General features: G+C 72.2%; 12 protein-coding genes. 10 read left to right on the top strand and 2 right to left on the bottom strand.

Going from position 1 to position 13,318, the window contains the following annotated elements:
* Positions 1–55 precede the first annotated feature (55 nt).
* A complete protein-coding gene (locus ACN28C_RS30130; protein WP_422770875.1) occupies positions 56–502 on the top strand; it encodes a protease inhibitor I42 family protein in 447 nt (148 codons plus the stop codon).
* Positions 503–545: 43 nt separating this feature from the next.
* On the opposite strand, the gene ACN28C_RS30125 is transcribed toward ACN28C_RS30130, so the two are convergent.
* Positions 546–1,064 carry a DinB family protein gene (locus tag ACN28C_RS30125; RefSeq protein WP_422770874.1) on the bottom strand — a complete coding sequence of 173 codons (519 nt, stop codon included), beginning with the start codon at positions 1,062–1,064 and terminating at the stop codon, positions 546–548.
* A gap of 422 nt (positions 1,065–1,486) precedes the next feature.
* Here ACN28C_RS30125 and ACN28C_RS30120 point away from each other — a divergent pair, with 422 nt between their 5' ends.
* Both ACN28C_RS30120 and ACN28C_RS30115 read left to right on the top strand, forming a co-directional pair.
* Positions 1,487–2,356: a helix-turn-helix domain-containing protein gene (locus ACN28C_RS30120; RefSeq protein ID WP_422770873.1), complete on the top strand. Its 870-nt coding sequence runs from the start codon at positions 1,487–1,489 to the stop codon at positions 2,354–2,356.
* Complete coding sequence (locus tag ACN28C_RS30115; RefSeq protein WP_422770872.1) at positions 2,356–2,565, top strand: DUF397 domain-containing protein; 210 nt, start codon at positions 2,356–2,358, stop codon at positions 2,563–2,565. Before ACN28C_RS30120 ends, ACN28C_RS30115 begins: the two co-directional genes overlap by 1 nt.
* Positions 2,566–2,604: 39 nt before the next feature.
* On the opposite strand, the gene ACN28C_RS30110 is transcribed toward ACN28C_RS30115, so the two are convergent.
* Entirely contained in the window at positions 2,605–4,329 is a 1,725-nt protein-coding gene (locus ACN28C_RS30110) for an alkaline phosphatase D family protein (protein WP_422770871.1), read from the bottom strand.
* Positions 4,330–4,516: 187 nt separating this feature from the next.
* Here ACN28C_RS30110 and ftsY point away from each other — a divergent pair, with 187 nt between their 5' ends.
* From ftsY to ACN28C_RS30075, 7 genes are all read left to right on the top strand, one after another.
* Positions 4,517–5,716, top strand: coding sequence for a signal recognition particle-docking protein FtsY (ftsY, locus tag ACN28C_RS30105; protein ID WP_422770870.1), 1,200 nt, complete (start codon positions 4,517–4,519; stop codon positions 5,714–5,716).
* A gap of 18 nt (positions 5,717–5,734) precedes the next feature.
* Positions 5,735–6,595, top strand: a complete 861-nt coding sequence (locus ACN28C_RS30100) for an aminoglycoside phosphotransferase family protein (protein ID WP_422770869.1) — start codon at positions 5,735–5,737, stop codon at positions 6,593–6,595.
* A gap of 230 nt (positions 6,596–6,825) precedes the next feature.
* Complete coding sequence (locus tag ACN28C_RS30095) at positions 6,826–8,184, top strand: ammonium transporter (RefSeq protein ID WP_422770868.1); 1,359 nt, start codon at positions 6,826–6,828, stop codon at positions 8,182–8,184.
* A gap of 24 nt (positions 8,185–8,208) precedes the next feature.
* Positions 8,209–8,547: a P-II family nitrogen regulator gene (locus tag ACN28C_RS30090; RefSeq protein WP_196205300.1), complete on the top strand. Its 339-nt coding sequence runs from the start codon at positions 8,209–8,211 to the stop codon at positions 8,545–8,547.
* 33 nt (positions 8,548–8,580) lie between these two features.
* Positions 8,581–10,992 (top strand): [protein-PII] uridylyltransferase, encoded by a 2,412-nt coding sequence (locus tag ACN28C_RS30085; protein ID WP_422774866.1) that lies wholly within the window; start codon positions 8,581–8,583, stop codon positions 10,990–10,992.
* A 211-nt stretch (positions 10,993–11,203) separates the two neighbouring features.
* Positions 11,204–12,529, top strand: coding sequence for a sensor histidine kinase (locus ACN28C_RS30080; RefSeq protein WP_422770867.1), 1,326 nt, complete (start codon positions 11,204–11,206; stop codon positions 12,527–12,529).
* Positions 12,526–13,203, top strand: coding sequence for a response regulator transcription factor (locus tag ACN28C_RS30075; RefSeq protein WP_422770866.1), 678 nt, complete (start codon positions 12,526–12,528; stop codon positions 13,201–13,203). Before ACN28C_RS30080 ends, ACN28C_RS30075 begins: the two co-directional genes overlap by 4 nt.
* Positions 13,204–13,318: the final 115 nt, after the last annotated feature.

The following is a 13,318-nucleotide window of genomic DNA, read 5'->3' as shown; positions in this document are numbered from 1 at the left end:
CGGCCGGCGTCCGGGCGGCGGTGCGGTGAGCCGAGCGGCGGTATCGTGATCGGCCGTGGCCCATCCCAGACGCGTCGTGCTGATCGGCGCCGCTCTCGCCCTGCTGGTCGTCGTGGTGGCGGTGGCGGGGCTGGCGATCCGCCGACAGCTCCGGTACGGCACGATCGCCGACCAGGAGACCGCGTCGATCACAGTGGACGTCGGCGATCGGTTCTCGCTGCGGGTGCCGGATCGCGGCCCGTCGGTCGGCGACCGGTGGTCCGCGTCGGCCGACCCCGCCGACCTGGTGGAGCAGGTCGGCGACGAGCTGGTCTCGGACAGCCTCGGTGACCGGCTGTTCGGGCCGGCACTCGGCGGTGGCGGGGGGTTCCGCTTTTTCAGATTCGACGCGAAGCAGGCAGGGCGGGCGACGATCACCCTGTCGAACTGCTTCCAGGGCTGCCACAACGAGCGCACCCGGAGCCAGTCGACGACTACCGTCTGGACCGTGACGATCTCCTGAGACCCGTCCGGACCGGCACCGCCCGGACCGGGCCCGCGGGTGGCTATTCGCCGGTCGTCCCGTCGATGCGCTCGCGAATCAGGTCGGCGTGGCCGTTGTGTCGGGCGTACTCCTCGATCATGTGCAGATAGACCCAGCGCAACGTGATGTCCCGGCCGCGCGGACCGGCGAAGGTCTCCTCCAGCGACCGGCCGGCGACGGCCTGGCGGACGAGGTCGATCTCGTTTCGCAGGGTGTCGAGGTCGGCCGCCGGATCGGCGTCGTCGAGCCCTTCGAAGTCGCGGTCCGGTTGCGAGTCGGTGAAATAGAGCGACGGCAGGTCGAGCCGGGCGAACTGCTGGCGGAACCAGTACCGCTCGTTGTCGGCGGCATGCCGGACCAGGCCGAGCAGGGTCAACCCGGAGGGCGCGACACTGGCGGTGCGAAGCTGCTCAGCGGTGAGGCCGGCGCACTTGCCCAGCAGGGTCTGCCGGTGGAAGTCGAGCCAGCCGTCGAGCATGGTGCGCTCGTCGGCGACGACGGGAGCGCGCTGCCGCTCCACCTCAGGTGCGATCCAGACCACCGACACATGATCGCACGCCCCCGCCTGCGCACGTCCCCCGCCTGCGCCCGCCCCCCGCCTACGCCCGCCCCCGGCCGGCGCCTGCCGGCGCCGGCCGGTGCCCGCCGAGATCTTGGCAATCTGTGGTTCGCCGCGAACCACAGATTGCCAAGATCTGGAGTGCGTCCTCTCGCTTGTGGCCGGGGGTGGCCGGGATTGAGGGGTTTGTGGTAGTTGTTTCTGGGCTGGTAAGGCGGGTCCGGTCCGACCCGCAGATGAGGCCCGGTGGCCGGGACAGCGCCCGGAAACCCTTACCTGTCGGCTTCATAGCCAAGCCGTTGCCAGTGGCCCGGTGGCTGCCTCCGTCACGCACGCCACCACGCTTCCCCGCGCCCCGAAGTGGGAGCAACGGTTCCCGGGCGCCCGCCGACAGGAGACGATCGATGCACTCATCCCACCCGAGCAAGGTCTCCACGCTGCGCGGCCAACTCCTCGGCCAGCAGTTACGCGCACTCCGCGAGGAGATCGGACTCTCCCTGGAGGAGGCCGCCAGCTATCTCAACCGGGACCGCTCGGCGCTCGGCCGCTTCGAGCGGGCCGAGTGGCCGTTCCCGCGTCCGGACGTACGGCTGCTGCTCGACCTCTACGGCGTGATCGACAAGGAGGTCCGGGAGCACTTCATCCGACTGAGTGAGGAGGTCGGCCGCCGCCACGAATGGGAGACCGAATTCGAGGACGCCATCTACGACAAGTCTTTCGTCGACCTGCCCTGGCTCGAAGAACGCGCCACGGCGATCCACACCTTCGATCTGGGACGGGTGCCTGGGCTACTTCAAACCCCGGGATACGCCACCGCAGTCCTGCGGGTTGTGGAAGGAGACCAGCCGACCGACGAGCGGATCGACCGCTGGGTGGCGCTGCGGCTCGCCCGGCAACAGGTGCTCACCGGCGTCAAGCCGACCCGTCTGACCTGCGTTATCGCGGAGTCCGTGCTCCGGGCCCGGATCGGTGGCGACCGGATCATGCGGGGCCAACTCGACCACTTGGTCCAGTTGGGCCGGCAGCGCAACATCGAGCTGCGGGTGCTGCCGCTCGCGGTCGGTGCCAGCGTCGGCACGGACGGCCCGTTCCAGGTCTTCGAACTACCCAAGCCGTTCCCGCCGGTGGCCTATGTGGAACACCTCGGTGGTCGACTGTTCCTGGAATGGCCTAAGTCGACTCGATTTGTCCAGGCGTACGATCAGCTTCGGGAGGTCGCGCTGACCGAGCGGGAATCGACCGAGCTGATCGCGGCGATCGCTGAGGAGATCTGATGGACGAGTTGGCCGGCGTGAAGTGGCACGTCAGCACCCGCAGCAGCGGTGGCGGCGGCAACTGTGTCGAGGCGGGGCCGTTGGGTGACGGGAGTGGCCGGGTAGCGGTTCGGCACAGTAGGGCGCCGGAGGGTGCGGTGATCGTCTACACCCGCGCGGAGTGGGATGCCTTCCTGGCCGGTGCGAAGGACGGCGAGTTCGACTTCTGATCCGGTCCGCGCCGGTCCCTCCGCCTGAGAGCGTCGGGATCAGTGGGTGAGTGTGCGCTGGGCGACCGCGCGCAGGCTGCCGTCCGGCGCCGTCCCCTCGATCGTCACCTCGGCCGAGCGGCCGTCATGGCGGAGCGTGCTGACCGCGTTGCCGAAGTAGGGGCCGTCGAGCTTGCGCCAGCGCACCGGCGGGCGACGGATCCCGGCCGTGCGCGCCAGCGTCCACGCCGCCACGGTGGGTCCGCGCCACCAGCCGAGCCGGAGCAGCGGTCGCATCGGCCCCGGTATCTGGTTGTGGATCGGCGAGCAGGTCAACTGGTGCACCGGGGTGGTCATCGACTCGCCGGGGAACCGGGCCCGCGCGACGTACGAGTGGTGCACGTCACCGGAGAGCACGCTTATCGAGGCCGGTGGCGGATACGCCGGCCCGGTCCCCACCCGGTCGCCCGGCCGTCCCTGCGGCCCGGTGCCGAGCCGGACGAAGACCTGGGCGAGCGCGTCGAAGGAGCGGCGGAAGGCGGCCCAGTGCTCCAGGTCGAGCGCCCGGCGCAGCCGCTCGGCGAAGGCCGCCACCCTGGGGCGCTCCGAGTCGGCGAGCCGCTCGTTCCAGGACTCCAGGTGGTGGATGCCGGGCGGCAGCAGCCAGGGCAGCGAGGAGCCGACCACCAGGTGGTCGTAGTCGCCGTGCACCTGGTCGGTGAACCACGCCCACTCCGTCGGCGGCAGCATCGCCCGGTGTCGGCGGTCCAGCACCCGGCTGCACCGGTTGTCCAGCACGACCAGCCGGGTCCGGCCGACGTCCAGCGAGTAGCTCCACTGGTAGCGGCCGGCCGGGGCAGCCTCGGCCGGTGACTCGCCCCGGCCCAGTGCCGCGTCGTAACCGGTCGCCTCCGCGCCGACCCGCTCGCCGAACTCGCGCAGCACCGAGGTGGCGTCCTCGGCGGCGACGACCTTGGCGTACACCGGGTCGGCGGCGAGCTCGTCTGGCTCGAGGTTGCCCAGGTGCTGGTAGACCCAGTACGACGCGAGGCCGCTGGAGATCCGCTCCGACCACCAGGGTTGGCGGTGCGTCTCGGTCCGCCACGGCGTCGAGGTGTTCCAGTCGTCGATGATCTCGTGGTCGTCGAAGATCATCACGCTCGGCACGGTGGAGAGCAGCCAGCGGATCTCCGGGTCGCGCCACGACTCCAGGTAGAGCTTCGTGTACTCGTCGAAGCTGACCACCTGGTCGGCCGGGGCACCCGCGCTCCGGTCGCGGCGGCGGTGCAGCAGCTTGCGTACCGTCGGCGAGGTCTGGTCGGCGTAGACCTGGTCACCGAGGAGCACGAGGAGGTCGGGCCACTCGCCAGCGGCGTCGGTCGTCATCAACCGCCGGGAGTACGCGTCGAGCGCGTCCGGCGGCAGCTTCCGGGCGGTGGCGTGCTGGGTGGTCTCCCGGCAGGAGCCGAAGATCAGCCGTGCCCCGGGATCGCCGGCCGCGCGGGTCCGGATCACGCTCGGCGGAAACGTCGTCCCGGGCTCCGGCCAGACCTGTGCACCGTCGAGGAGGACCTGGTAGGGGGCGGCCCGGCCCGTTTCCAGCCCTTCCACCACGACCAGCGCATAGTGGTGGTCGAAGGCGCTGAACGTGGCCGCCTCACCGGCCGCGCCCTCCGTCGTCTCGACCCGGACCAGGGCCGGCCCGCTGGTCTCCACCCAGACGGTGGCCCTGGAGCCGACCACCCGGCGCAGCACCGGGCCGATCAGTAGCCGGGCGGTGGACATGCGGGACCTCCGAGCGGGGAAGGGTGACGACCTCGATCCTGCGGTCCGGTCGGCCACGACACCCGCCTGTCCCGGCGGGCCGCGGCATTACCGGCGTTTCGGCGGCGAGCCTACTCGTCCGGGGTAACACCCGGGCAGAGGTGCGGCGGCTGCGCCGAGCCGTTCGGCGTCTGACAGGATCGCCCGTATGGACAACCTCGTCGTCATGCTGATCGTGGCCGGCGTGCTGGTGCTCCTCGCGGTGGGCCTGACGATCGGTCTGGTGGTGACCCGCCGGGGTGGCCGGGCGGCCCCGCCGCTCCCGCCGATCCCGCCCGCGCCGCCGGTGCCGCCGGTGCCGCCCAGCCCGCCGGGCGCACCCCCGACGGAGCTGGTGGCCCCGCCGGTCGAGGCGCCGCCGGCACCCACCGAGGTCGAGACCCCGGTGGTGGTGGAGCGGCCGGAGCCGACCGCCGGGCGGATGGTCCGGCTACGGGCCCGACTCTCCCGCTCGCAGAACGTCTTCGGCAAGGGCCTGCTCAGCCTCCTGAGCCGGGACCACCTGGACGAGGAGGTCTGGGAGGAGATCGAGGACAGCCTGATCGGCGCCGACGTCGGGGTCGAGGCGACCCGGGAGATCGTCGACCGGCTGCGGGAGCGTACCGCCGTGCTCGGCACCCGCAGCGCCACCGAGCTGCGCGCGCTGCTCGCCGCCGAACTGGTGAACGTGCTCGACCCGACGCTGGACCGGTCGCTGCGGGCGACCCGGTCCGGCGGGACCCCGGCGGTGCTGCTGGTCGTCGGGGTGAACGGTGCCGGCAAGACGACCACCTGCGGCAAGGTGGCCCGGGTGCTGATCGCGGACGGCCGTACGGTGCTGCTCGGCGCCGCCGACACGTTCCGGGCCGCCGCCGCCGAGCAGCTCACCACCTGGGCCGGCCGGGTCGGTGCCGAGGTGGTCCGGGGCCCCGAGGGTGCCGACCCGGCGAGCGTCGCCTTCGACGCGGTGCAGCGCGGCATCGAGGCCTCCGTCGACACGGTGCTTGTCGACACCGCCGGCCGGCTACAGAACAAGGTCGGTCTGATGGACGAGCTGGGCAAGATCAAGCGGGTGGTCTCCCGGCACGGCCCGGTGGACGAGACGCTGCTGGTCCTCGATGCCACCACCGGGCAGAACGGCCTCGAGCAGGCCCGGGTCTTCACCGAGGTGGTGGACGTCACCGGCGTGGTGCTGACCAAGCTCGACGGCACCGCCAAGGGCGGCATCGTGATCGCGGTGCAGCGCAAGCTCGGCATCCCGGTCAAGCTGGTCGGGCTCGGCGAGGGCCCGGACGATCTGGCGCCCTTCGATCCGGCACAGTTCGTCGACGCGCTCCTCGGCACCGAGCCGCTTGGCGCCGACGCGTAATCTCGGGGGACTGTTCGGATGCCGCGCCCATTCCCGGGCGCGGGCCTGGTGACGCTGTTTCCCAGCGCCGCTCCGGTAGGAGAGACGTACGTGACATCGCAGGAGATCCCGCTGCACGGCGGGAACGTCAGCACCGTCGTGCGGGTGGGCGACACGGTACGCCGCAACGCCGGCCCGTGGACGCCGTCGGTGCACGCCCTGCTGCGACACCTCGAATACGTCGGCTTCACCGGCTCGCCCCGGGCCCTCGGGATGGACTCGCGCAACCGCGAGGTGCTGTCGTATCTGGAGGGGGAGTGCGGCGAATATCCGCTCGCCCCGCACTGGGTCACCGACGAGGCGCTGGTCACCGTCGCCACCATGCTGCGGATGTTCCACGACGCGCAGTACGGCTTCCAGCCGCCGCCGAACGCGGTCTGGCGCTCGTTCGGGCCGCCGCCGCCGGACACCGAGGTGATCTGCCACCACGACGCCGCCCCGCACAACGTGATCTGGCGGCCGGACGGCACGCTGGCGCTGATCGACTTCGACCTCGCCTCGCCCGGCGCCCGGATCTACGACGTCGCGTACGCGGCCTGGACCTGGGTGCCGCTCTTCTCGGACCGGGATTCCTACACCCTCGGCTGGCAGCGCCCCAACCGGCCGCGCCGGCTGCGGCTCTTCGCCGACGCGTACGGGCTGATCCCGAGGGACCGGCACCGGCTGGTCCGGACCATCCGGAAGCGGATCGTGGACCACGTCGAGGGGATCCGCCGAATGGCGGCGGCCGGCGACCCGGCCTTCGTCCGGATCGTGCACAAGGGCCACCTCCGGCGCCCGATGCGCGATCTGCGGCTGCTGGACTACGAACGGCACACCCTGGAGTACGCGCTCCGGTAACCGTACGTCGCTTTCCGTACAGCTACTCCGGGCTATTCGGCTGGTATGCCCCTGTCCGTTCCATCGATAGTGCGGACTTCTTCACACGTTGGAAACAACCCGTGACAGGGCAGAAACCAACTGGGCACCACGGGTGAAACCTCCAGCTACGAAGCTTCCGCGCAACCGGCGTACGGGCGATGCTGCCTCGGTGGGCCGGGAAGGAGGGTAACCAACTTTAGGAGGCCAGCGTGCCTGAAGCACCGACGATCGATACCGGCAATACCGCCTGGTTGCTGATTTCCAGCGCGATCGTGCTGCTCATGACACCGGGTCTGGCGCTGTTCTACGGCGGCTTGAACCGGTCCAAGGGCGTCCTGAACATGATGATGATGAGCTTCTCCGCCATCGGGCTCGTCTCCATCCTCTGGCTCTTTTACGGCTTCACCGTCGCCTTCGGCGACGACCAGAACGGCATCTGGGGTGACCTCGGCCAGTACGTCGGCACCAAGACGTTCATGGCCGAGACCGACCTGTGGGGCGAGACCGGCATCCCGCTCTACGTCTTCATGGCCTTCCAGATGATGTTCGCGATCATCACCGTCGCGCTCATCAGCGGCGCCATCTCCGACCGGGCCAAGTTCTCCGGCTGGCTGGTCTTCGCCTTCGGCTGGGCCACGCTTGTCTACTTCCCGGTCGCGCACATGGTCTGGGGCGGTGGCTTCATCGGCGCGGGCCTCGGCGCACTGGACTTCGCCGGCGGCACCGCGGTGCACATCAACGCCGGTGCGGCGGCGCTCGCCCTGGCGATCGTGCTCGGCAGGCGGGTCGGCTGGCCCAAGGAGAGCATGAAGCCGCACAACGTGCCCATGGTGGCGCTCGGTGCCGGCCTGCTCTGGTTCGGCTGGTTCGGCTTCAACGCCGGCTCGGAGCTGACCGCCGACGCGACCACGGCGATCGCGTTCATGAACACCCAGGTCTGCACCGCTGCGGCCGTGCTCGGCTGGATCATCGTGGAGTGGCTGCGCAACGGCAAGCCGACCCTGGTCGGTGCCTCCTCCGGTGCCATCGCCGGCCTGGTGGCGATCACCCCGGCCTGTGCCTTCGTCGCGCCCTGGGCGGCGGTCGTGCTCGGCCTGGTGGCCGGTGCGGTCTGCGCCCTGGCGGTCAGCCTGAAGTACGCGCTCGGCTACGACGACTCGCTCGACGTGGTCGGCGTGCACTTCGTCGGCGGCTGGATCGGCTGCCTCTGGATCGGCCTCTTCGGCACCAGCACGGTCAGCTCGCTGGTGGAGAACGAGGGGCTCTTCTACGGTGGTGGAGTCACCCAGCTCGGAATCCAGGCGCTCAGCGCGTTGATCGTCACGGCGATCTCCTTCGTGATCGCTCTCGGGCTCGGCTTCCTCATCGAGAAGACCATCGGCTTCCGCACCTCCGCCGAGGCCGAGGTCGAGGGGATCGACATCGCGGAGCACGCGGAGAGCGGGTACGACCTCTCCACGGCCACCGGCGGTGGCGGCGCGTTCGCCATGGCCGGGATCGGTTCCCCGAACAGCAGCACGGCGGCAGACGAGCCTGCCGCTCCGGTCAGCGAAAAGGTCGCCGGTTAAGTTTCTCCGATGGAGGGGTTGGACATGAAGCTGGTGACTGCGGTCATCAAGCCGTACCAGCTGGACGCGGTCAAGGAGGCGCTGCACGCCCTCGGCGTGGCCGGCCTGACCGTCAGCGAGGTCCAGGGGTACGGACGGCAGAAGGGGCACACGGAGGTGTACCGGGGAGCCGAGTACACCGTCGAGTTCCTGCCGAAGATCCGGGTCGAGGTGCTGACCGACGAGATCGACGTCGACAAGGTGGTCGACGCGGTGGTCACCGCTGCCCGTACCGGCAAGATCGGTGACGGGAAGGTCTGGGTGACCGGCGTCGAGGACGTCATCCGGGTCCGGACCGGCGAGCGCGGCCTCGACGCGCTCTAGGAGATCATGACGATGACCAGGGGACCCTCGCCGTTGACCGTGGGAGAGGTCGACCCGAGGCCCCTGGTCATCCCCGGCATCGGCGCCGCCGCGCGCGAGCAGCGTGCGGCGGCGCTCGACGCATGGTTGACCGGGCTGCTCGCGGCAGGGTTGCGGGACACCGCAGCCGCGCGAGGCGGTGCCGACCCGACCTCGGTCGACGGGGTCGCCCTGATCGCGGTCGGCGGGCTGGGCCGCCGGCAGTGCGCACCCTGTGGCGACCTCGACCTCGTGCTGCTGCACGCCGGGGTGCCCGGGATGGACGAGCTGGCCACCGCGCTCTGGTACCCGATCTGGGACGCCCGGCTCGGCCTGGACCACTCGGTGCGGACCATCCCCGAGGCGCTCTCGGTCGCACACGACGACGTCAAGGTCGCGCTCGGCCTGCTCGACGCCCGGCACGTCGCCGGCGACCGGGACCTCTCCGCCCGGCTCGTCACCGCCGCCGCGGACCAGTGGCGGCGGACGGCCGTACGCGTGCTCCCCGCACTGCGCGAGATCACCGTCAACCGCTGGCAGGCACACGGCGAGCTGGCCTTCCTGCTGGAGGGCGACCTGAAGGAGGCCGCCGGCGGGCTGCGGGACGTGGCGCTGCTCCGGGCGATCGCCTTCGCCGGCATCAGCGACACGCTCCGCCCGGCCGTCCGGGCCGCGCACCTGCGGCTGCTCGACACCCGGGACGCCCTGCACACCTCGGTGGGACGGCGGGTCGACCGGCTGCTCGCCCAGGAACGGGCCGCCGTCGCCCACCTGCTCGGGCTACGCCAGCGCCGCCCCGGCGGCACCGGAGCGCCGCGCCAACTCCCGGCCGGCGACCCGGACACCGGCGGGTCCGACAACGCCGGGTCGGATATCGGCGGCGTGGCGACCGGCTGGCCGGACGGGAACGTCGCCGACGCCGGCGACGCGCTGCTGCGCAAGGTGGCCGGCGACGCCCGGACGATCAGCCACGCCCTGGACGACGCCTGGCGGGCCGCCGACCGGCTCCGCTCCGGCCGGCGCCGGGGTGCCGACGGCCGGCCGCTGCGCCGCCCCGTCGCCCGGGACGTGGTGGAGCAGGACGGCGAGCTGGTGCTCGCCCGTACCGCCATCGGGGCCCGCCCCGACCCGAGCCTGTCGCTGCGGGTCGCCGCCGCCGCGGCCAGCGCCCGGCTGCCGATCGCCAGGGCCACCTGCGAATGGCTCGCCGCCTACTGCCCGCCGCTGCCGACGCCCTGGCCGCCCGGAGCCCGCGCCGCGTTGATCACGCTGCTCGGCGCCGGGCCCGGCCTCGTCGCCACCTGGGAGACCTGCGACCGGTACGGCCTGGTCGACGGCTGGCTGCCGGAGTGGCCCCGGATGCGCAGCCTGCCGCAGCACAACCCGGTGCACCGCTACACCCTGGACCGGCACCTGGTGCAGGCGGCCGCCGAGGCGACCGGGCACGCCCGCGAGGTCGACCGGCCCGATTTGCTGCTGCTCGCCGCCTTCCTGCACGACGTCGGCAAGGGACTCGGCGGCGACCACAGCCTGGTCGGTGCGCCGATCGCGGCCCGGATCGCGGCCCGGATCGGGCTGCCGCCGCCGGAGGTCGACCTGATCGAGCGGCTGGTCCGGCTGCACCTGCTGCTGCCCGAGGTGGCGACCCGACGCGACCTGGCCGACCCGGTCACCATCGCCCGCGTCGCCGAGGCGGTGCAGGACACCACCACACTGAGCCTGCTACATGCCCTGGCCCGGGCCGACGCGAAGGCGACCGGGCCGGCGGCATGGTCGGACTGGAAGGCCCGCCTCATCGCCGAACTGGCGCGCCGGGTGCACACCCGGCTCGACACCGGCGAGCTTCCCGAGCCGCCGACCCCGGATCCGGCGCTGGTGGCGGGGCCGCTGCCGGCCGTACACCTGGAGGGGGACCGGGTGGCGGTGGCCGCGGCGGACCGGCGCGGCCTGCTCGCCGCGGTCGCCGGATGCCTGGCCCTGCACCGCCTCGAAGTCCTCGCCGCCGACGCCAGCATGGTCGAGCAGACCGCCCTGGTCGAGTTCCTGGTCCAGCCCCGCTACGGCACCCCGCCGGACCCGGTCGCCCTCGCCACCGACCTCCGCAAGGCGGTCAGCGGCGACATCTCCGTCACCCAGCGCCTGCGGGGCCGCGCCCTGGCCACCCGGGGCAGCGGCTCGCCACCCCGGGTGGTCTGGCACCGCGCCGCCGCGACCGACGCCGTGGTGCTGGAGTTGCGCGCCGCAGACTCAGGTGGGCTCCTCTACCGGGTCACCAGCGCTCTGGACGAGGCGGGTGCCCAGGTCAGGGCCGCCCGGATCTCCACCCTCGGCGGCGACGTGGTCGACGCCTTCTACCTGGTCGGCGGCTGGCCCGACGACGCCGAGCGGGCCCGCGTCGAGGCCGCCGTCCTGGCCGCCGCCGCCTAGCGCCCAAGAATGCGCAAGGAAGCGCAAGGAAGGGCCCCCGCTTATCGTCTTCTGTAGAAGAAGGGCCCCCGCCTAACCACCGTCGGGACGTACGTCGACGGGCGTACGCGCACAGCCGCTCGACGGCCGATGCCGTCGGACCGCCGGGGCGGGATCGTCGGTCGCATGACTGATTCGCCAGGGTTGCCGGCCGACGTGGTGGAGCGTCGGCGTGACATCCTCTGAACCGATGGCGCAGAACGATCCGGTGCCGGAGCCTGACGCGGCGGACGACGGCCCGCACGGCGTGCCGGGTGTGGTGGCGGCAACCGGCGCAGCGGGTGTGGTGGCGGCAACCGGCGCAGCGGGTGCGGTGGCGGCAACCGGCGCAGCGGGTGCGCGCGGCGCGGTGGATGCGCACGGCACGGTGGATGCGGGGCGGGGTGGCCGGGTCCGGCTGGCCGACGCGGCGCTGGCGGTCGGGCTGTTCGCGCTGACCGTGCCGGTGACGACGGTGATCAGCTGGAACATGCCCGGCGCGGTACCGGCGGACGGCTGGTGCTACACCCTGATCGCGTCCGCCACGCTGAGCCTGGCGGTACGCCGTCGCTGGCCGCTGGTCACGCTCGCGGTCACCACGGTGGCGGTCTCGACGTATCTGGTGCTCGGCTACCCGTACGGGCCGATGCTGCTCAGCTACTTCGTCGCGGTGTACACGGTGGCGGCGCATCTTCCGCCGCGGCGGGCGGCGATCGGCGCCGCCGCCTCCCTGCTGGCGCTGACGGCCCACACGGTGTTTGCCGTCCGGGGCACGCCGCAGGGACTGGCCGGAGTGCTGCCCGCCTCGGCCTGGGCCGTCGTGCCGTTCGCCCTCGGGATCACCGTCCGGGCCAACCGGGAGTCCGCCGCCCGGAACCGGATCGAGGAGGCTCGCCGGCTGGCCGACGAGGAACGGTTGCGGATCGCCCAGGAGGTGCACGACGTGGTCGGGCACGGGCTCGCCGCGATCAACATGCAGGCGGAGATCGCCCTGCACCTGCTGGCCAAGCGTCCGGAGCAGGCGGAGACGGCGTTGACCGCGATCAGCCGGACCAGCCGGGAGGCGCTGGACGAGCTGCGGGTCACCCTCTCGGTCGTCCGCCGCGACGCCGCTGCCGAGCGTGTACCGGTGCCGGGGCTGGACCAGGTGCCGGCGTTGACGGCCCGGCTGCGCCGCAGCGGCCTACCGGTCACCCTGGAGGTCGTCGGGGAGCGGCGGGCGCTGCCGGTGGCGGTGGACCTGGCCGCGTACCGGGTGGTGCAGGAGTCGCTGACAAACGTCCTGCGGCACGCGGGGGCGGCGAGCGCCAGCGTGCGGATCGGTTACCTGCCGGCGGGGGTGACGGTCGAGGTTCTCGACACCGGCCGGGGCGGTTCCGGAGTGGCCGGCCCCGGAGCCGGCCACGGGCTGACCGGGATGCGGGAGCGGGTCGACGCCCTCGGCGGTGTGCTGGAGGTCGGCCCTCGGGCCGGCAGCGGGTTCCGGGTCTTCGCCCGGCTACCGACGGGGGTCCGATGAGCGGAGAGAACGTTCCGACGATCGGCGTACTGATCGCGGACGACCAGGATCTGGTCCGGCTGGGGCTGCGCGCGCTGCTGGAGAGCGAACCGGACCTGCGGGTGGTCGGTGAGGCGGCCGACGGGTTGCGCACGCTGGCGTTGGCCCGCAGCGAGCGCCCGGACGTGGTGCTGATGGACGTCCGGATGCCGGGGATCGACGGCATCGAGGCGACCCGCCGAATCGTCGCGGATCCGGAGTTGGCCGGTACCCGGGTGGTGGTGTTGACCACCTTCGAACTCGACTCGTACGTCTTCGAGGCGCTCCGGCACGGCGCCAGCGGCTTCCTGACCAAGGACACCAGGCCGGTCGAGCTGCTCCGGGCTATCCGGCTGGTCGCCGGTGGCGAGGCGCTGCTCTCCCCGTCGGTCACCCGGCGGGTGGTCCGGGAGTTCGCGACCCGGCCGTCCCGGGTGCTCCGCCCGCACCCCCGGCTGGAGACTCTCACGGAACGGGAACGGCAGGTGGTCGGGTTGGTCGGTGAGGGGCTGAACAACGACGAGATCGGTCGGCGGCTGCTGGTCAGCCCGGCCACGGCGCGTACGCACGTCAGCCGCGCCATGGTCAAGCTGGGCGCCCGGGACCGGGCCCAACTGGTCGTGTACGCGTACCAGTCCGGCCTCGTCGATCCCTGACCCGAGCCATCCCACGCCTCATCACAGATGATCGGTGGGGTGATTACACGACGGAGTTCCCCGTTCAGGGGATGGCGGGTGGAAGCGGCGGGGGAGGCGGGCGGCTACCCTTGCG

The organism is Plantactinospora sp. WMMC1484 (genome assembly GCF_049315195.1).
Classification (GTDB): Bacteria; Actinomycetota; Actinomycetes; order Mycobacteriales; family Micromonosporaceae; genus Plantactinospora.
This window is presented reverse-complemented; position numbering and strand designations above follow the sequence as displayed.

What these genes read in the sequence shown, in the direction of transcription:
- ACN28C_RS30110 (WP_422770871.1), bottom strand. Translation starts at nt 4,329, where the DNA reads ATGTCCACCGCCCGGCTACTGATCGGCCCGGTGCTGCGCCGGGTGGTC.
- ACN28C_RS30075 (WP_422770866.1), top strand. Translation starts at nt 12,526, where the DNA reads ATGAGCGGAGAGAACGTTCCGACGATCGGCGTACTGATCGCGGACGAC.
- ACN28C_RS30120 (WP_422770873.1), top strand. Translation starts at nt 1,487, where the DNA reads ATGCACTCATCCCACCCGAGCAAGGTCTCCACGCTGCGCGGCCAACTC.
- ACN28C_RS30100 (WP_422770869.1), top strand. Translation starts at nt 5,735, where the DNA reads ATGCCGCGCCCATTCCCGGGCGCGGGCCTGGTGACGCTGTTTCCCAGC.
- ACN28C_RS30115 (WP_422770872.1), top strand. Translation starts at nt 2,356, where the DNA reads ATGGACGAGTTGGCCGGCGTGAAGTGGCACGTCAGCACCCGCAGCAGC.
- ftsY (WP_422770870.1), top strand. Translation starts at nt 4,517, where the DNA reads ATGGACAACCTCGTCGTCATGCTGATCGTGGCCGGCGTGCTGGTGCTC.
- ACN28C_RS30090 (WP_196205300.1), top strand. Translation starts at nt 8,209, where the DNA reads ATGAAGCTGGTGACTGCGGTCATCAAGCCGTACCAGCTGGACGCGGTC.